Genomic DNA, 18,764 nt, shown 5'->3' on the forward strand with positions numbered 1-18,764 from the left:
AAATAATGGTAGGACTGAATAACTAGTGGGATGGCTATAAATATGAAACTGGCGGGGGAACGAACATGAAAATAGGTCCTAAGAAGGATAAGAAAGAGAGATCTCTAGCAAAAACTGAAAAGAATAAAATCTTTGGACTTGGGAAGAAAGCGGTTGCAGGTGCGCAAAACATTAAGCTGGGTCCCATGGATCCTTCCAAATCAGTAGGAGTACGTCTATTTTTGATTTTCTTTGTTGCCACTATGTTTTTCGTTCTAACTCTCGGTATTGTATCTTATCAGATGGCCAAGAGTACCATTGAGAACACGGCGAAGGATGCGAATCAACAGACGATAATTCAGACTTCAGAGAAGCTGGACATCATTCTTAAGCAGTACGAGGACGGGCTCCAGCAGACATACCTGGATACCGATATCCAGAGCGCTCTAGTATCCATTGGCAAAGGCGTTAGTGACTATGACCGGTTCACCATTTTCAATGCCATCTCCAAAAAGTTCAACAATTGGGTGTTCGCCACGAATGGGGTTCAGGGTATTTACATAATTCCAATCGATGGTTCATTCAGAGGAATTAGTGCGGGAACCGTTGATCAGGATCTCTTGACTAACATGAAGTCTAGATATCCTGGTAAAGAATACTCCGACAGAGGGATTACCAAATGGTTAAGAGTTGATACCTTTAATGGAGCGAATATAGAGCCTGTATTCCGTGTAATCAAGACCATGACTACAATTGGCGGAGGAAGCAAGAGCTACTATCTGATTGCGGACATCAAGACGCAAGTACTCTCCGATCAACTGAAGAAAATCAGCCTGGGCGACGATTCCGAGCTTCAGCTTTTGTCCCCTGATGGCTTGGTCGTTGCATCATCAGATCAGGACCACAACAATAAGAAAACGAATTATACTGTCATGAATGGTGAGAAGGCCAACTCCGGAAGCTTGTTCACTAAAAATCAAGATAAGGAACCGGTGCTGGCTGTATACAATACTCAGGTCACTTCAGGCTGGAAGCTGGTTGGCATTCTGCCTACAGCCAACTTGGTTAAAGATGCCAAAGGTATCCTGGTTACCACGTTCATTTCTGCAGTAATCGTTGCTTTGATTGCCATACTGATCGGCATCTGGATGGTAAGAATGATTGCCCGTCCGCTTGGCAATATGAAGAACTTGATGCAAGAGGGTGCAAAAGGGAATCTTAGTGTACGGGTTGCCCATAAGTCCAAGGATGAGATTGGTCAGCTTGCAACAAGCTTCAACATGATGATGGAACATATCACTGACCTCGTCAAACAGACGAATGCCTCCGCACAGGAAGTTCTGGATACAGCTACTGAACTCAGCCAGGCTTCAGATAAGACAGCCTTGTCCGCCAAAGAAATTGCCATTGCAACGGAAGAGATCGCGAATGGGGCAGGCAGCCTGGCAAATGAGGCTGAACGCGGAAATGCGCTGTCAGAGAACATCTCCAATCAAATGCATATTGTTATCGATGCGAACCAGTCGATGCAGGCCTCAGCTCATGAAGTGGAGAAATCCAGTCATCTGGGAACCGATTATTTGAACAATCTCATGAGCAAAACAAATACTACTGCGGAGATTACCCAGGCACTTAGCCAGAAGGTAGATTCGCTTAAGAACAGTACTTCGTCCGTACTTAAAGTTCTGGAAGTTATGCAGAATATCACAAAGCAGACCAATATCCTGTCGCTTAACGCCACTATTGAAGCAGCAAGAGCGGGAGCTGCTGGTCGCGGATTTATGGTTGTAGCAGATGAAATTCGCCAGTTAGCCGAGCAATCCCGTCAGTCGATTACGATGGTCGCTGAGATCACAGATCAGATTCAGGAAGAAATGAATCAGACGGTTACCGCACTTGCAGCGGCGAATCCACTGTTCGCAGAACAGATCAGCTCCGTGAAGGAGACGAATGAGATCTTCGTATCCGTTCAGCAGCAAATGGAGAAATTCCTGAACCAACTAGGGTCTGTAACCGAGTCTATCGATGCGCTGAATGAATCGCAAACGGTGCTATCGGATGCCATGGCTAATGTCAGCGCGGTTGCCGAGGAATCTTCAGCTACATCGGAAGAGGTTGCTTCACTAAGTAACGAACAGCAGAGCGTGGGTCAGCAATTGGTTCAATTGTCCAACAAGCTCAGCAATGTATCGAATGGATTGAAAGAATCTCTCTCGAAATTTACAATCGAATAAACTCACTTATAATCACAGCCATACTTACTTTAACCGGTAAGTATGGCTGTTTAATTTTTTATATTACTTTGCTGAGTATTCATCATGTCCCAGGAAATAATAGAAGTTAGACTTTTAGGAAATGGGGCGTATTTGCATGTCTCTGATTCATAAGAAGCGAATATTCTATATCATGTTGACACTAACAGCACTTTTATTAATCTTAATAATTAGGCTGGGATATTTGCAGTTCACAGCGAATAGTACGCGTTGGACCCGGGGAGGACATAGTCTAAGTGAAATGGCAGTGAGGCAGCGCCGGCAGGGAATCGAGCTTGATCCGGGAAGGGGCCAATTCACAGATAAGCATGGAAGATTGCTGACAGGTAAAGTCATCTGGACGCCGGTTCTTTTTCCGGTAAGTGTCTTGCCAGAACAAAAAAAATTGTCCCGATTGGCGGCATTATTGCAGACAACCCCTGATACATTAGCCAAAAAGTGGGCTGACATAAAACAGCCAACGCCATGGCAAGATAGAGAAGGCGTGAAGCCTCTTCCATTCAGTCCTGCTCAATTAAACGCTTTGTCACGTTTGAATATCCGCGGAGTTGAAGCGCTCCCTATTGTCAAGAGATACTCGGCTGGTGCTTCGGGGAGCCAGTGGCTAGGCTACGTCTCCGAGCAGCCGGATTTTCTAAAGGGGCTGCATGCGGCATACATGTTCTCACCTCATCCGCTTCCTCTTAACTTAAAAGTTGGGGGAGCCGGGCTGGAAAAAACGTTCGACTCTTTCTTAAGGGGAGGAGAAGTGACCGAAGCGTATGTCGCTGTAGATGGATATAAAAGACCGATGGAGCAGATTAGGGCCCGGATTACGGGACCCGACAGTCCTTATTATCCTTTGCAGATCCGAACTACGATTGATAAGGATATCCAGAGAAGTGTGGAGCAGCTCACAGAACAAGCTAAGCTTAAGGAAGGAGCGGTCGTGGTCCTGGATGTCCAGAACGGAGATATTGTCGCCATGGTCTCACGCCCCTTTTACAATCCAGAGCATATTGATTTAACAGGTGAACAATGGAGCAATCGGGCTGTGAAAGCAAGTGTGCCCGGTTCCATATTCAAGACAATCACCGCAGCTGCTGCCCTTGAGTCGCAAGCCGCTGATCCACGGGAGACATTCCTCTGCAAAGGGGACTATGGGAAATATCATCTCTCCTGCTGGAAGCCAGAGGGGCATGGACTCATCACATTGGAACAGGGCTACGCTAATTCCTGTAACACCGTATTTGCAGCCTTGGGAGAGCGCCTAACCGCCTTCCAGATTGAAGAGACAGCTCATCGCATGGGGATTGGGCGAAGTATTGGCTGGCAGGAGAAGAAATTTCTTGGTGGCTCAGATATCAAGCAAATTGATCAGGAGGAAGCTGGAAGGGTCTTCGGCTCCAAGACCACAACTCCGGATTCAGGTGTTCGTGCCCAGACAGCAATTGGTCAGCGTGATGTTCTTATGACTCCACTGCAGGCGGCGAATCTGGTTGTTACCCTTCTTCATGACGGGACTGTGCTGGCACCGCGCCTGGTAAGAGAGATAAGATACGCTAATGGGAGCCTTCTGGCGACCCTGCCCCCGCATACTGCTCCTTCAGCAGAGGGAAGAATCTCCCCGCGAACTGCCGAGACTCTGCTGGGCTGGATGCGTGAAGTTGTAACTGAAGGTACCGGAAGAGCACTCCGTAATCATGTATGGGAGCTTGCAGGAAAGTCCGGGACAGCCCAGGTTATTCGGCACGGGGAGAGACTGAATGATCAATGGTTCATCGGGTATGGGCCCGTAGGAAGCCCGAAATATGCTGCGGCCGTGCTCGTTCAGAGTAAGAAACCAGGAGCTAAGCATCAGGCGACGGAGCTGTTTTATAAGCTAATGGATATATTAGCAAAAAAACTCGCCTAAAAATTAACGTCATATGATAAAATAGATTAGATACAAGGTTATGGTGAGAAGAAAAGTGGGGAGAAGCGACATGGAGACTTTGCTGCTGTGGTTATTCTACATTTCTACGTTGTATGCTTTTATTCCGGGATTAATCAGCCGCATGTTCGGATTTCGTGTCTTTAGAAGAGGGAAGGGAGAACATGAATTTGCCCTTACCTTTGATGATGGACCGGATCCGGTCTATACTCCGCAGCTGCTGGATTTATTGAAGAAATACAATGCGAAGGCCACCTTTTTCGTTGTTGGTTCAAATGCGGAGAAGAACCCGGATATTATTAAAAGGATGTATGACGAAGGTCATCTGATTGGTATTCACAATTACGTCCATAAAACCAACTGGCTTATGCGCCCAGGTACAGTGAAGAAGCAAATCCACCGTACGGATAAGATCATTCATGAGATCACGGGATTCAAGACACATTATTATAGACCCCCATGGGGAATCGTGAATTTGTTTGATTTCTCAAGGAAGAACGATATCCAGATCGTGCTGTGGTCATCCATGTTCGGGGACTGGAGATATCGGCTTGGTGCGGAGAGCCTGGCTCAGAGAATGCTGAACAAACTTGCCCCCGGTGAGATATTCTTGCTTCATGATTGCGGTTCAACCCTAGGAGCTAACATGGATGCTCCAGTGCACATGATGATGGCGCTCGAACGTGTGCTGCAAGCGGCTGAAGAGCAGGGACTGCGAAGTATTCGAATCGATGACATGATTGCTCAGTCGAATGGTTCCGTGGCGGGCACGGCTTCGCTTAGTCGGTCCAGGACTGCTAAGCCAGCCAAATTGTCATGGACTAAGAAGGGAACAGTATTCCTGTGGCTGCTGTGGGAGCAGATCTTTCACTTTGTATTTCAACTCAAGACTACGAACAAAGAGGATCCCATCTTCCATTTCCGGACTCGAACCTATCATGGTAATCCGGTTGACATGCATGACGGAAGCCGTCTTGAGAAGGGAGATCAGATTCTCGAACTGCACTTTGATAACAAGAAACTGTTCGAAATCGGCTCGACTTCCAAATCTTCCGTACAGCTGGCCATACAAATGATTCGAGCGGTAGAGAAGACACTGCCTGAGCTTGCCCAGTATATTATCAAGCATCCTGAATTAGGCGAGATCAAGGCTCTGTATGGAGTTAGCATGATCAATCGTGGACCTGAACAGTTTGGCTTCACGGTATCTGATTTACCACAAGGTTTCTTTGCTAAATCATCTACGGCCTACTTGAAACTTCTTATGAGTGTTATTCATCCTGCCGGACAGCAGCGCCTGAAACGTCATTCCGAGCAGCTAGTACCCAAGCTGATTGTCATGCCGATTAACATACTGCTCAGCCGATTTGCGGTGAGCGGATCGCATCGACAGATCACCGAGCCGGATACGGAGCCCTCGGAGCCGGCACTTGAAGCAACTATCTCTTATTAAGACCAAAAAAACCTTCATCCATCGGATGAAGGGTTTTTTATATGCGATCGATTAGATCTTCAGAACGCCGCCATTACTTGCGTTGGTTACAAGTTTGGAATAGCGGGCAAGGTAGCCCGTTTTCACTTTCGGTTCGAAGCCCTGCCACTTGGATCTGCGGACAGCCAGCTCTTCCTCAGAGACATGGAGTTCAATCTTACGGTTGTTAAGATCCAACTCGATGATATCTCCGTCTTCAACAAAGGCAATCGGGCCGCCTTCAGCAGCTTCAGGAGAGATGTGACCGATACTGATACCGCGGGAAGCTCCAGAGAAGCGTCCGTCCGTAATCAGACCGACCTTGGCACCAAGTCCCATACCTGCGATTTGCGAGGTAGGAGCAAGCATCTCAGGCATACCCGGTCCACCTTTAGGACCTTCATAACGGATGACAACCACATTGCCTTCTTTAACCTTGCCATTAGCGATCCCTTCAAGAGCTTGATCTTGCGAATCAAAGCAGATTGCAGGTCCTTTATGGTAACCGCCAACAGATGGATCAACGGCTCCTACTTTGATAACGGAGCCTTCTGGTGCAAGGTTACCGTATAGAATAGCTAGACCGCCGCGTTCGGAATGCGGATTGTCGATAGCATGAATAACTTCGAAGTCTTGAATTTCACAGCCTTTCACATTCTCACGAATGGTCTTGCCTGTAACCGTAATACGATCTCCGTGGAAAGCACCCGGCTTCTTGAGAAGCTCATGAATAACGGCACTTACGCCACCGGCACGATGAACATCTTCAATGAAGTGGTTGGATGCAGGTGCAAGCTTGGAGATATGAGGTACACGGTTAGCTACTTCGTTAATACGTTCAAGCGGGTAATCAATGCCTGCTTCCTGAGCGAGAGCCAGGGTATGCAGTACAGTGTTGGTGGAACCACCCATTGCCATATCCAGAGCAAATGCATTATCGATTGCTTCCACGGTAACAATGTCACGCGGCTTTAGATCAAGCTTAATCAGCTCCATCAGCTGCTTCGCAGATTTTCTGACGAAGTCACGGCGATCTTCGGAGATTGCCAGGATCGTACCGTTACCAGGAAGTGCAATGCCAAGTGCCTCGGCAAGACAGTTCATGGAGTTCGCTGTGAACATGCCTGAGCAGGAACCACAAGTTGGGCAGCCGAATTGTTCAAGCTCGAGAAGACCGGCGTCATCGATCTTACCTGCCTGATAAGCTCCAACGCCTTCAAATACGGAAGTCAGGGACAGCTTGTTGCCCTTGCTGTCTACGCCGGCTTTCATTGGGCCACCGCTTACGAACATGGTTGGAATGTTCACGCGCAGGGCACCCATCATCATGCCTGGTGTAATCTTGTCACAGTTTGGAATGCAGACCATTCCGTCGAACCAGTGAGCGGATACTACCGTTTCAAGGGAATCGGCAATGATCTCGCGGCTTGGAAGGGAATAACGCATTCCGATATGTCCCATCGCAATCCCATCATCCACACCGATTGTATTGAACTCAAATGGTACGCCGCCAGCTTCACGGATGGCTTCCTTGACGATTTTACCAAATTCCTGCAAATGAACGTGACCAGGTACAATATCAATATAAGAGTTACATACCGCGATGAACGGTTTGTTGAAGTCCTCTTCTTTGACCCCGGCTGCACGCAGCAAGCTGCGGTGAGGAGCACGGTCAAAGCCTTTTTTGATCATATCTGAGCGCATTTTTTTATCTGCCATGATGTCGGTTGTCCCCCTGTTAACTATATATTTTAAGAATGTAATCCGCTAAAGCTTTATATCAAAGTCTATCATATGTAACATGTTTTTTCTAGCAATTCAGCCGGGGATCTAATGGAATATAAAAGACTGACAGCCAAACCAGAGAAGGTTCGTATGTCAGCCGGGAATTGGGAGCGCTTTTATAAACTGCATGCGGCAGTCTGTGAAGAGTTATTTGCTGCTGCTCTTGCTGCGGGCTTCTCCGCCCTTTTTGCCAATTTGACGGTAAAAATCCTTATCGTGGGACTCTGAAGTAGCTTCGCCGCCCTTTTGTCCAATTTCTTGATAAAATTCACGGCTGTGGTTCTTGGAAGTAGCTTTTCCACCTTTTTGACCAATTTCCTGGTAAAACTCCTTGCCGTGATTTTTGGCTGTAGCTTCGCCTCCCAAACGTCCTGCTTCTTCCCGACTCAGCTTAGTTTTGTTGTTACCTGCCATCAAAAATCACTCCTTCAAAGTAGTTAGTTATCATTGCGTTAATTTGTATTTACCACTTTACTGGAAACTGAAACATAAAATTCTTGTAATTGGAAAAAGTTTATGGTCGTTAGTTATCCGGTCTTTGTCACAAGCCTGTAAGCGCTGTAAAATAAAATAGAATCGTAATATAGGAGGCAGACTTATGCCGAGGGTGAATGTACAGGGACAATCCAAATCTATTACAAGTATTCTCTTCGATAAGGACGGAACCCTTCTGGAATTTCTGATGTTATGGGGACAATGGGCTGAAGTAGTAATCGGGTCCATTTCTGAGAAGATCGCCCATAAGAACGGCACAATCCTGGGGGGAGTGGCAGGACTTCTCGGCACCATTCAAGATGAGCAGGGAAGGATAACCGGGTATGATAAGACCGGCCCGCTCGCCATGGCCTCTGAAGAAGAAACGCTGGGACTTCTCGCCTGGCAGCTGTATATGGCGGGTATCCCGTGGAATGAGGCGATCCGGCAGGTGCAGGACATTTGCAGCTCGGCTATGCATCAAGTTAGAACCAGCGGAGAAGTACAGCCGATGGAAGGGCTCATTCCTCTGCTCGATAGATGTAAATCGCTTGGAATCCGGCTTGCTTGCGTCACGACGGATAACACGGAGAATGCGCGTCAGCATCTGCAGGCGATGTCCATTGAGTCTTATTTTGACAGTATAGTAGGTCGCGACAGGGTCAGTAATGGCAAGCCGGCGGGGGATATGGTGAAGCTTGCTTGTATGGAGCTTGGCACCCTGCCGGAAGAAGCTGCTGTGATCGGGGATAGTAATGCGGATATGCAGATGGGGAAGGCCGCAGGAGCAGCGATAACGATAGGTTATGGTAAGGAGCCTGAGGCCGGGGATTATTTGCTTGATGCCGATGTCTTGATCTCCCATTATGCGGAACTGATGAAGAGAATTGAACCCTAAGGGGAATTACCAGGTATTGAAGAGATGGAGATACAGGAATTCAAGAGAAAGATGGTGATGATTGTGGACGAGTTGAAGCTGGATACTTTAGCAACCTGGATCAGGACAAGCTCACGTATTGTCTTTTTTGGCGGAGCCGGTGTCTCTACAGAGAGTGGAATTCCCGACTTTCGCTCCGCGGCTGGAATTTACCAATCCGAACACAATTCTCCTTACACTCCGGAGGAAATATTAAGCCGGCGCTTTTTCGACAAGCATCCCGAAGTATTTTATGACTTCTATAAATCTAAGATGTTACATGTCGGTGCACAGCCTAATCCGGCTCATCTGCTTCTGGCGGCTCTTGAGCGGCAGGGCAGTCTTGATCAGGTCATTACGCAAAATATTGACGGGCTTCATCAAAAGGCGGGCAGTACCCGTGTTCAGGAGCTGCATGGTTCCATCCACCGTAATTACTGCATGGCATGCGGACGATTCTACTCACTTGAGGATATCTACGTGAGCAAGCCTATAGTTCCAGCGTGTACCGCTTGCGGGGGTGTGATCAAGCCGGACGTCGTGCTCTATGGTGAGATGCTGGATGATGAGGTTATTCAGCAGTCGGTCCTGGCGATCCAGCAGGCAGATCTCTTAATTATTGGAGGTACGTCGCTAACCGTTCAGCCTGCTGCCAGCATGGTAAGTTATTTCGGCGGGGATCGAATGGTCCTGATCAATGCCTCCTCAACGGCCTATGATCACCAGGCGGACTTGTTGATTACGGATCCTATAGGTGCCGTAATGGGCAGAGTGGCTGCGAGCCTTGGAATAGAAGTTTAACCTGGCATAGGCCTGCCATTATACAACTCCTTATCTGATTTGGCTTAAAGAAAACGGTTTCTTGCCAAAGCGGTATAGGGAGGCTATGATCTTAGGTATAACCATTGTACAAAGATTCATCGGGGAATACGCAGCAGAGTACACAGCAGAAAGGTAGGAGAACCCATGGTATACACAGCTAGTGAAGACCGCTATGAGAGCATGAAATATAACCGTGTAGGCAGGTCCGGCCTGAAGCTTCCGGCCATTTCTCTGGGTCTTTGGCATAACTTCGGCGGCGTCAACAATTTCGAGAACGGACGTGAAATGATCCGTAGAGCTTTTGATTTGGGTATTACTCATTTTGATTTAGCGAATAATTATGGACCTCCTCCAGGCTCTGCGGAAGAGCTGTTTGGACAGGTTTTGCAGAAGGATCTGGCTCCCTACCGGGATGAGCTGGTCATCTCTTCGAAAGCGGGCTACTATATGTGGCCAGGTCCCTACGGCGAGTGGGGCTCCCGCAAATATCTCATATCCAGTCTGGATCAGAGCCTGAAGCGGATGGGTCTCGATTATGTGGATATTTTCTATTCTCATCGCTTCGATCCGGATACACCGCTTGAAGAGACCATGATGGCGCTTGATCATATCGTTCGCTCGGGTAAAGCGTTGTATGCCGGAATTTCTAGTTATTCCGCGGAACAGACTGCCGAGGCCGTCGCCATTCTCAAAGAACTCGGCACTCCGCTTCTGATTCATCAACCTAATTACTCGATGCTCGACCGCTGGATCGAGAACGGGCTTCAGGATGTGCTTGAAGAGAATGGGGTGGGCAGCATTGCATTCTGTCCACTGGCTCAAGGTATGCTTACCTCGAAGTATTTGAACGGTATCCCGGAGAATTCCCGGGCGGCCAGTCCGACTGGAGCGCTGCAGGAGAAGCAGATCACCCCGGAGGCAATTCGCAAAATACGGGCGCTGAACCAGATTGCAGCCTCACGCGGTCAAAGTCTTGCTCAGTTCGCTCTTGCCTGGGTGCTTCGCGGAGGCAGGGTAACATCGGCCTTAATCGGTGCCAGCCGGGTAAGCCAGATTGAAGAGAACGTGGCCGCGCTGAGCAATCTGGATTTCTCGGAAGAAGAGCTGAGCCGGATTGAGACCATTCTTAAGACAGAAAGCTAAGGAATTCTAACGCCATTTAATGGTTCCAACACAAAGCCGTCCCCTTGTCAGCAAGGAAGGACGGCTTTTCTGCCCATTTAGCTCTTAATCCGCTGACACATCAGCGGAAGATACAGACTTCCGGTAGCTGCTTGGCGATTTGCCCTGCAGGCGGCTGAACTGGCGTGAGAAATACAAGGCGTCAGGCAGACCGACGGATGCGGCGACCTGTTCAATTGACAATTCAGGCCGGTCACGCAGCAGTTCCCTAGCTTTGTCCATTCGCAGCTTCAGCAGATAAGTGACGGGAGAGACGCCGATCTGCTGCTTGAAAATTCTTGAGAGGTAGGCCCGGTTATACCCCATGCTTGCCGACATCTGCTCAATCGAGACGGGATAGGCATACTGGCTGGCCATATACTGAATCATCTGCTTGACGACCTGCTGAACTCCGGACTTCCCGCCTGTATAGCCGGATTGCTCCCTCAGCTTCTCTTCAGCTTCGGCCATTATCATATATAGGCATCCGAGCGAGGTGAGATCCGCATTGCTCCTGTTCTTGCGGAAAGACCGAAGCACGGACTTTAACAGTCCGGGGATCGCACTGTCCGGTGAAGAGCGCAGGACAGGCTGCTGAAGATGGAAGCCTGCACGCTGTACAAGCTCTGCGGCACCTTCACCGGCAAAGGCTATCCACCGGTAACGCCAAGGATCGGATCCATTGGAGGCATAGCTGACCAGCTGGTCTGGATGGATCAGAAATCCTTCTCCGGCCTTCAGGTCATAGGAACTGAACTCGGTCCGGTAAGTGCCGCGGCCTTTTTCTACAAAATGAAATAAATAAAAATTGTAAACTTTTGGGCCAAGGCGGTGGTCTGGCGCAGTCTGGCTCTCTCCCGAGAATAGAATATAAAGCTCTGACGTGCCCGCGTATAAAGGGTTCGCTGCTGCACTGTAAGTTTCCGGATTCATATGGTTAATGCACCTTCTCTATGAACAAGATATATACAGTGTACCTATAAAAGTCACATTTATCTATATATATCTCGCATAGATACATTATCAGCAGGAGCAGCTATCTACTATAATTAGGTCATCAAATCACAACTATTCAAGATGGGGTGAGCGGAGTTGAGTCAACAACATTTGCAGCAGTCATTTATATCAGAATTTGGTGAAAGCAGTCAGCCGATCAGGTACTTTGAGGCGCCGGGGCGCGTGAATCTGATTGGGGAACATATTGATTATAACGGCGGTTATGTGCTTCCCGCTGCACTGGAGTTCGGTACGACCTTAACGATTCGCAAGAGAGACGATAATCAGGTTAAGTTCAAATCACTTAATCTCCCTTATGAGGCTCAAGCCGAGGTAAAGGATTTGGGTAAGACCAAAACTGGCGAATGGATTGATTATCCGATCGGCGTTATCGTGGAGCTCGCTAAGTTAGGTGTTACTCTGACTTCTGGTTATGAAATGATGTTTGAAGGCAAAATTCCAAATGGCGCAGGGCTCTCATCCTCGGCATCCCTGGAAGTTGTTACGGCTTATGCCCTGTTAGCTATGGAAGGACAAGAGCTGAGCGGAGTTGAAATTGCTGTGCTCTCTCAGAAGGCAGAGAACCAATATGTTGGCGTCAACAGCGGAATTATGGATCAATTTGCCGTAGCCAACGGAGCGACGGATCATGCGATCCTGCTCATGTGTGGCACCTTGGAATACCGCCTGGTTCCTTTTGTGACAGGCTCATATAAGCTCGTAATCGGGAATACGAACAAGCGCAGAGGTCTTGTCGACTCAAAATATAATGAACGCCGCACGCAGTGTGATGAAGCCCTTGAGCTTCTTAAGAAGAAGCAGCCGGACCTTAAATACTTGGCAGACCTGAGCCCTGAACAGTTCTCGGCTTATGAGTCGGTGCTTCAGGATCAGATTCTGAATAACAGAGCGAAGCATGTCGTGGAAGAGAATGCCAGAGTGCTTCAATCGGTGGATGCGCTCAGCCAGAATGACCTGGCTCTATTCGGCCAATACATGAACGAATCGCATGATTCCCTTCGTGATCTGTATGAAGTGAGCTGCTTGGAACTGGATATTATGGTGGAGGAAGCAAGACGGATACCGGGTACGCTGGGTTCCCGGATGACCGGAGCTGGCTTTGGTGGCTGCACAGTCTCCCTCGTGCATGAGGATGATGTAGATTTATTCGTAGAGCAGGTCGGAGAAGCATATGAGCGCCGTACCGGGCTTAAAGGCGAATTCTATGTATGCGGTGTCGGCAATGGTGTTCATGAATTGAAGGAGGAGAAATAACATGGCTATTCTCGTAACTGGCGGTGCAGGATATATTGGTTCACATACGGTAGCAGAGCTGCTGGCGCGTGGTGAGGAAGTTGTCGTCATTGATAATCTTCAATCCGGACACAAGGAATCTCTACTGGGAGGCAAGCTGTATGAAGGGGACTTGAGAGACAAGGCCCTTTTGTCCAAATTATTCTCGGAGAATGAAATCGACGCCGTCATTCATTTTGCAGCGAACTCCTTGGTTGGGGAGAGCATGCAGAAGCCGGTCAAATACTACGACAATAACGTATATGGGACGCTGTGTCTGCTTGAAGCAATGGAAGAGGCGGGTGTGCGAAAAATTGTATTCTCCTCTACGGCTGCCACTTACGGTGAGCCTGAGAAAGTGCCGATTCTGGAGACGGATCGTACCGAGCCGACCAACGTCTATGGTGAGACCAAGCTTACAATGGAGCGCATGATGAAATGGTTCGACCAGGTTCTTGGCATCAAATATGTATCCCTCAGATACTTTAACGCGGCTGGAGCTCATGACAGCGGCAAGATTGGCGAGGACCACCGCCCAGAAAGTCACCTGGTACCGCTGATTCTACAGACAGCGCTGGGACAACGCGAGGAGATTGCTATCTTCGGCGAGGATTATTCGACTCCGGATGGAACCTGCATCCGCGATTACATTCATGTGAGCGATCTGGCTGATGCGCATGTGCTTGCCGTGCAGCATTTGAGAAGTGGCGCGGAGAGCAATATTTTCAATCTGGGTAATGGTCAGGGCTTCTCGGTCAAAGAAGTTATTGCTAAGGTGAAAGAAGTAACAGGAGTGGACTTCAAAGTAACGGTTCATCCTAGACGTGCAGGGGACCCGGCTGTGCTTGTAGCCTCTTCGGAGAAAGCCAGAACGGTCCTTGGCTGGAATCCGTCCCGCAGTGAGCTCGGACATATTATTCAGTCAGCTTGGGAATGGCACAATGCCAATCCGCAAGGCTATGGCTCGAAGTGAGGGATGAACAAATGATGCTTGCGAACCCGGAAGGCAACTCAGTTGAACTAACAGAGGTGGAACAAGTACAGTTGGCAATCGAACACCTGGTCCACTATGCCCTTCAGCAGGGGCTGATTGAGCAGTATGATACGGATTACAGCCGCAATCGGCTGCTGGAGCTGTTCTCGCTGGATGAGTCTTATCAGCATGAGGTTAATACGAATGTGACTGCGCCGCTGCATGCCATGCTACACACCCTGATTGATTATGGCTGCAAAATCGGACTCGTGCCTGAGGATTCAGTGACCTACCGCGACCTGCTCGATGCCAAAATTATGGGCCAAATTATGGCCCGTCCGTCCGAGATTATTCGTTCCTTCCGTGAAACGGAGCGGAATAGCGGCATAGCCGCAGCTACGGATGCTTTTTATAAGCTGTCTGTAGATTCCAATTATATCCGGATGGACCGGATTGCGGAGAATGTGTACTGGAAGAAAGACACTCCATATGGAGAGATGGAGATTACAATCAATCTGTCCAAGCCGGAGAAGAATCCGAAGGAAATTGCGATGGCCAAGCTGCTGCCGCCTCCCGTGTATCCGAAATGCCAGCTTTGCAGAGAGAATGTAGGGTATGCCGGCAGACTGAATCATCCAGCCCGGCAGAATCTGCGGGTGATCACGCTGACACTTAATGAGGAGCCGTGGTTCTTCCAGTACTCTCCTTATGTGTATTACAATGAACATTCGATCATTTTCCATCATGATCATGTACCGATGAAGCTGACCAAGGATACGTTCAAGCGGCTGCTTGATTTCGTAGGCCAGTTCCCTCACTACTTCATTGGTTCCAATGCCGATCTTCCGATCGTAGGCGGATCGATTCTGACTCATGATCATTTCCAGGCTGGACGCCATGTCTTTCCGCTTGAGAAAGCGCCGGTACAGGCGGTATTCCAGCATCCGAAATTTAGCGGGGTTACTCTGAATTCAGTGAAATGGCCAATGTCTGTGGTGCGGCTTGGCTGCAGCAATCCGGAAGTGCTCCTTGAGGCGGCAAATGAGCTGTATGAGCTGTGGAAAGGCTACAGCAATCCAGAGGTTGGCATACTAGCTTATTCCGAAGAGGATGGCGTGCAGGTGCCTCATAATACAGTAACGCCGCTGGTAAGACGGCGGGAGAACGGCGATTATGAGATTGATATCGTGCTCCGCAACAACCGGACAAGTGAGGAGCATCCGGAAGGAATATTCCATGCACACCGGGAAATGCACCATATTAAGAAAGAAAATATCGGTCTGATTGAAGTCATGGGTCTGGCTATACTTCCCGGACGTCTGAAGCATGAGCTCGCGGGAATAGCACGAATCCTGGCTGGAGATAATGAAATATATGACGCGGTTAAGCAGGGAAGTGTTCCTGAGCTGGTTACGCATACCGCCTGGATTGAAGAACTGGCTGCCAAGTATGGCAGACAGCTGGGGCTTCAGGAAGCGGAAGAGCTGCTTCGTGAGGAGGTCGGCGGAAAGTTCGCCGAAATCCTGGGTCATGCAGGCGTGTTCAAACAGTCGGAGGAAGGACAAAGTGCCCTTCAACAGTTCCTGGAAAGCTGCGGATATGAGAAGTCGTCCTGATTGGGCGGCTTTTCGTTATGGTCTGAATTTGTTTCTGATGACGCAAGGAAGTATAATCACAAGTGTATTCATTTTTTGCAATTTATCAATGAAAGAGGAATGAACCGGGTTTGCCTGATTTTTTCATCTTCTAAAAGACGGAGGGACTAACAGACATGGAAGCATTTGAATTTCATAATCCGACGAGACTGATCTTCGGAAAAGGTCAGCTGGACGCTTTAAAGAAGGAAGTTCCTAAATTCGGCAGCAAGATTCTGCTCGTATATGGCGGAGGCAGTATCAAACGCAGCGGTCTATATGATCGTGTTATTCATATATTGAACGAGATCGGTGCTGAAGTAACCGAGCTTGCCGGTGTTGAACCGAACCCGCGCCTGTCAACTGTACATAAAGGGGTGGAGCTGTGCCGCACGCAGGGCACCGAGCTGATTCTGGCTGTAGGCGGAGGCAGTGTCATCGACTGTGCCAAAGCCATTGCGGTAGGCGCCAAATATGAAGGCGACATGTGGGATTTCGCTGAACGCAAAGCGGCTGCCAAAGCCGGACTTCCGTTAGGAACGGTGCTCACGATGGCCGCGACCGGTTCAGAGATGAATGCGGGCTCTGTTATTACAAATGATGAGACTAAGGAAAAGCTGGGCTGGGGCAGCCCTTATGCGTTCCCTGCATTCTCCATTCTTGATCCTGAGCATACCTTCTCTCTGCCTAGAGACCAGACCGTGTATGGCATTGTTGACATGATGTCACATGTGCTGGAGCACTATTTCCACGTGCCTACGAACTCACCGGTGCAGGATGGCTTCTGTGAGACCATTCTGAGAACGGTCATCGACACGGCTCCGAAGCTGGTTGATGACCTGCACAATTATGAACACCGTGCGACCATCATGTACTGCGGTACAATGGCGCTTAACGGAATCCTGAATATGGGAACCCGTGGTGACTGGGCTACTCATAATATCGAGCATGCTGTCTCTGCGGTATATGACATCCCTCATGGAGGAGGCCTTGCTATTCTCTTCCCGAACTGGATGAAGCACAATCTGAAGGTCGATGTGTCCCGGTTCAAGCGCCTTGCGGTCAATGTATTTAATATTGAGACCGAGGGCAAATCCGATGAGCAGGTGGCCCTTGAAGGAATTGAAGCTCTTCGTTCATTCTGGAGTTCCATTGGCGCGCCAAGCACTTTGAAGGATTATGATATTGACGATAGTCAGCTTGACGTTATGGCAGAGAAGGCAGTTAAATTCGGACCCTTCGGCAATTTCGCGAAGCTGGACAAGCAAGATGTACTGGAAATTTATAAGGCCTCTCTATAAGAATCAGATAGAGAAGTGCTGAGCTCGTGAACGCCCCGTAATTTCCGGGGCGTTTTTTTGATGGGATGGAAGGAATTGAGACTGCGTAAGCCGCACGTTTATTGCGTATAATTTGATTTGTTGTTTAAATGTTCAGTTCATTCCATATATAATTACAGCTAAATAAATCTGGATAAGTTGATTAATTCAATTTATGTAAATGGGGATTACTATGGATAATTACTGCAAAGTTCTGATTGTAGATGATGAAATGCTGGTAAGACAAGGAATCAAGCACTTGTTCGAGTGGGAAAGCGAGGGGTTTGTTGTCGCAGGCGAAGCTTCTAATGGCAGAGAAGCGATGGAGAAAATTGCGGAGCTCAAACCACATATTATCATTACGGACATCGTCATGCCGATCATGGACGGGGAAGAACTGGCCCGCAAAGTGAAAGCGGATTACCCGGATATCCAAATTATCGTACTCAGCAGCTTCGGAGAGTTCGAGTATGTACGCTCCACGTTTCAAAGCGGTGCAGTTGATTATATCTTGAAGCCGAAGCTTGAGGCAGACAAGCTGCTTGAGATTCTGAAGAACACGGCGCGGCGCATTCCCTCGCTGCAGCATATGAAGCCTGCCGCTAAGCAGGAATTCTCGTTGCAATTTATACTGGACAAGCTCATAGCCGGCTATCCTGCCGAGTACGATTCAGATAAGATTTCGGCTAGTCTGCCTTTTCCGCATTTCGCGCTTATGAGTATACATCAAGGCCAGGAAAGCGAACTTGGCATGAATGATTTTAAGGAGTGGTGCACCCATGTGCTAGCCCGGATTCAAAAAGATTCGGACGAGCGGTTCGTCAGCTGCTTTCTGGCTTCAGAAGGCAAGCATGTGCGGCTGCTGCTTAATGTGGGCGATGAGTACTTAAGGGAGCTGGCCTTCACAGCCAGACTGGTTGCCAAGGCAGGGGCAACGGAGAATCTGAGTATAGTGACCGCGCTCAGCTATACATTTCATGATCTTCAGCTCCTGAATGAAGTCTATACGTCCGGAATCATGAAGCTGCTGGATAATCAATATTTCCTTCCAGGCGTCAATCCCCTGATTTGGAACGAGCTTCCGCAGAAGGCCGAAGCCCATGCGTTTGATACCCAAAGCTTCAACGACCTGCTCAATATGCAGGAATTTCATCAAGCCTTTGAACAGGTAAGGTCCTATGTTCAGTCTTTGATAGGTACACGGGGCATTGATGTTGAGGAATTCAAGTCGTTCCTTGGCCACAGTGTGTTCAATATCATTCTCACGCTTCAGCGGTTTCAGTATAATGCAGCTCCGCTGGATCAGCGGAAGTATGAATATTTCCGGCGAATTCATGAATCCCGGGATATAGGAGAAGCCGGTCAAATTATAGACAGTTTCCTGGATGAAGCAGATAAACTAGTGCTGGAACGGATGCGGACCCATGTCAATCCGGCGATGAAAAAACTGCTGCAATATATCAAGGAGCATCTGGATGAACCGCTGAGCCTGACTGAGGTGGCGAAGCAGTTTCATTTCAATCCCTCATACTTGTCGAACTACTTCACCATGCACAATGATGAGGGATTCAGTGAATATCTAACCAGAGTCCGTATTGAGAGGGCTAGTGAGCTGCTTCGTGAGGGGGATGCAACCATTTCTGAAATCAGCAGCATGGTGGGCTACTCGGACCACAGCTATTTCACGAAGGTCTTCCGGAAGCTGAAGGGAATATCCCCAAGCCAATACCGCCGCGAAGCGCAGGAGGGACATTAG

At 48.6% G+C, this 18,764-nt stretch carries 14 protein-coding genes; 11 read left to right on the forward strand and 3 right to left on the reverse strand.

Translation table 11 applies throughout. The annotated features are described in order from the left end of the window. Positions 1 to 65 precede the first annotated feature (65 nt). From ACEN86_RS06345 to ACEN86_RS06355, 3 genes are all read left to right on the forward strand, one after another. The gene (locus tag ACEN86_RS06345; RefSeq protein ID WP_495633473.1) at positions 66 to 2,213 is read left to right on the forward strand and encodes a methyl-accepting chemotaxis protein; all 2,148 of its coding nucleotides are present in this window, start codon (positions 66 to 68) and stop codon (positions 2,211 to 2,213) included. Between the two features lie 136 nt (positions 2,214 to 2,349). Continuing rightward, complete coding sequence (locus ACEN86_RS06350) at positions 2,350 to 4,146, forward strand: peptidoglycan D,D-transpeptidase FtsI family protein (protein WP_495633474.1); 1,797 nt, start codon at positions 2,350 to 2,352, stop codon at positions 4,144 to 4,146. Between the two features lie 70 nt (positions 4,147 to 4,216). Beyond that, the gene (locus ACEN86_RS06355; RefSeq protein WP_495633475.1) at positions 4,217 to 5,617 is read left to right on the forward strand and encodes a polysaccharide deacetylase family protein; all 1,401 of its coding nucleotides are present in this window, start codon (positions 4,217 to 4,219) and stop codon (positions 5,615 to 5,617) included. Positions 5,618 to 5,668: 51 nt separating this feature from the next. On the opposite strand, the gene ilvD is transcribed toward ACEN86_RS06355, so the two are convergent. Both ilvD and ACEN86_RS06365 read right to left on the reverse strand, forming a co-directional pair. After that, a complete protein-coding gene (ilvD, locus tag ACEN86_RS06360) occupies positions 5,669 to 7,354 on the reverse strand; it encodes a dihydroxy-acid dehydratase (protein WP_495633476.1) in 1,686 nt (561 codons plus the stop codon). Positions 7,355 to 7,567: 213 nt separating this feature from the next. Continuing rightward, positions 7,568 to 7,834, reverse strand: coding sequence for a KGG domain-containing protein (locus ACEN86_RS06365; protein WP_495633477.1), 267 nt, complete (start codon positions 7,832 to 7,834; stop codon positions 7,568 to 7,570). A 184-nt stretch (positions 7,835 to 8,018) separates the two neighbouring features. On the opposite strand from ACEN86_RS06365, the gene ACEN86_RS06370 reads away from it, so the two are divergent. The 3 genes from ACEN86_RS06370 (at position 8,019) to mgrA (ending at position 10,775) form a co-directional block, all read left to right on the forward strand. Continuing rightward, a complete protein-coding gene (locus tag ACEN86_RS06370; RefSeq protein ID WP_495633478.1) occupies positions 8,019 to 8,792 on the forward strand; it encodes an HAD family hydrolase in 774 nt (257 codons plus the stop codon). A 24-nt stretch (positions 8,793 to 8,816) separates the two neighbouring features. Further along, the gene (locus ACEN86_RS06375) at positions 8,817 to 9,611 is read left to right on the forward strand and encodes an NAD-dependent protein deacylase (RefSeq protein ID WP_495633479.1); all 795 of its coding nucleotides are present in this window, start codon (positions 8,817 to 8,819) and stop codon (positions 9,609 to 9,611) included. Between the two features lie 165 nt (positions 9,612 to 9,776). Continuing rightward, a complete protein-coding gene (mgrA, locus tag ACEN86_RS06380) occupies positions 9,777 to 10,775 on the forward strand; it encodes an L-glyceraldehyde 3-phosphate reductase (RefSeq protein ID WP_495633480.1) in 999 nt (332 codons plus the stop codon). 84 nt (positions 10,776 to 10,859) lie between these two features. Here the strand turns inward: mgrA and ACEN86_RS06385 are convergent, their stop codons facing one another. Beyond that, entirely contained in the window at positions 10,860 to 11,726 is an 867-nt protein-coding gene (locus tag ACEN86_RS06385; protein ID WP_495633481.1) for an AraC family transcriptional regulator, read from the reverse strand. Positions 11,727 to 11,885: 159 nt separating this feature from the next. Here ACEN86_RS06385 and ACEN86_RS06390 point away from each other — a divergent pair, with 159 nt between their 5' ends. From ACEN86_RS06390 to ACEN86_RS06410, 5 genes are all read left to right on the forward strand, one after another. Beyond that, complete coding sequence (locus ACEN86_RS06390) at positions 11,886 to 13,064, forward strand: galactokinase (protein ID WP_495633482.1); 1,179 nt, start codon at positions 11,886 to 11,888, stop codon at positions 13,062 to 13,064. Position 13,065: 1 nt separating this feature from the next. Then, positions 13,066 to 14,055 carry a UDP-glucose 4-epimerase GalE gene (galE, locus tag ACEN86_RS06395; RefSeq protein ID WP_495633483.1) on the forward strand — a complete coding sequence of 330 codons (990 nt, stop codon included), beginning with the start codon at positions 13,066 to 13,068 and terminating at the stop codon, positions 14,053 to 14,055. Positions 14,056 to 14,069: 14 nt separating this feature from the next. After that, positions 14,070 to 15,671 (forward strand): UDP-glucose--hexose-1-phosphate uridylyltransferase, encoded by a 1,602-nt coding sequence (locus ACEN86_RS06400; protein ID WP_495634231.1) that lies wholly within the window; start codon positions 14,070 to 14,072, stop codon positions 15,669 to 15,671. A gap of 155 nt (positions 15,672 to 15,826) precedes the next feature. Then, positions 15,827 to 16,990, forward strand: coding sequence for an iron-containing alcohol dehydrogenase (locus tag ACEN86_RS06405; protein ID WP_495633484.1), 1,164 nt, complete (start codon positions 15,827 to 15,829; stop codon positions 16,988 to 16,990). Between the two features lie 211 nt (positions 16,991 to 17,201). Beyond that, positions 17,202 to 18,764, forward strand: a complete 1,563-nt coding sequence (locus ACEN86_RS06410) for a response regulator (protein WP_495633485.1) — start codon at positions 17,202 to 17,204, stop codon at positions 18,762 to 18,764.

This window comes from Paenibacillus sp. Paensp111 (assembly GCF_059492195.1).

Bases quoted from the DNA above. Each gene is read 5' to 3' on its own strand.
- ACEN86_RS06400 (WP_495634231.1), top strand. From the start codon at position 14,070: ATGCTTGCGAACCCGGAAGGCAACTCAGTTGAACTAACAGAGGTGGAA.
- ACEN86_RS06350 (WP_495633474.1), top strand. From the start codon at position 2,350: ATGTCTCTGATTCATAAGAAGCGAATATTCTATATCATGTTGACACTA.
- ilvD (WP_495633476.1), bottom strand. From the start codon at position 7,354: ATGGCAGATAAAAAAATGCGCTCAGATATGATCAAAAAAGGCTTTGAC.
- ACEN86_RS06405 (WP_495633484.1), top strand. From the start codon at position 15,827: ATGGAAGCATTTGAATTTCATAATCCGACGAGACTGATCTTCGGAAAA.
- ACEN86_RS06375 (WP_495633479.1), top strand. From the start codon at position 8,817: ATGGAGATACAGGAATTCAAGAGAAAGATGGTGATGATTGTGGACGAG.
- ACEN86_RS06365 (WP_495633477.1), bottom strand. From the start codon at position 7,834: ATGGCAGGTAACAACAAAACTAAGCTGAGTCGGGAAGAAGCAGGACGT.
- ACEN86_RS06345 (WP_495633473.1), top strand. From the start codon at position 66: ATGAAAATAGGTCCTAAGAAGGATAAGAAAGAGAGATCTCTAGCAAAA.
- ACEN86_RS06410 (WP_495633485.1), top strand. From the start codon at position 17,202: ATGGATAATTACTGCAAAGTTCTGATTGTAGATGATGAAATGCTGGTA.
- ACEN86_RS06370 (WP_495633478.1), top strand. From the start codon at position 8,019: ATGCCGAGGGTGAATGTACAGGGACAATCCAAATCTATTACAAGTATT.
- galE (WP_495633483.1), top strand. From the start codon at position 13,066: ATGGCTATTCTCGTAACTGGCGGTGCAGGATATATTGGTTCACATACG.
- ACEN86_RS06385 (WP_495633481.1), bottom strand. From the start codon at position 11,726: ATGAATCCGGAAACTTACAGTGCAGCAGCGAACCCTTTATACGCGGGC.
- mgrA (WP_495633480.1), top strand. From the start codon at position 9,777: ATGGTATACACAGCTAGTGAAGACCGCTATGAGAGCATGAAATATAAC.
- ACEN86_RS06355 (WP_495633475.1), top strand. From the start codon at position 4,217: ATGGAGACTTTGCTGCTGTGGTTATTCTACATTTCTACGTTGTATGCT.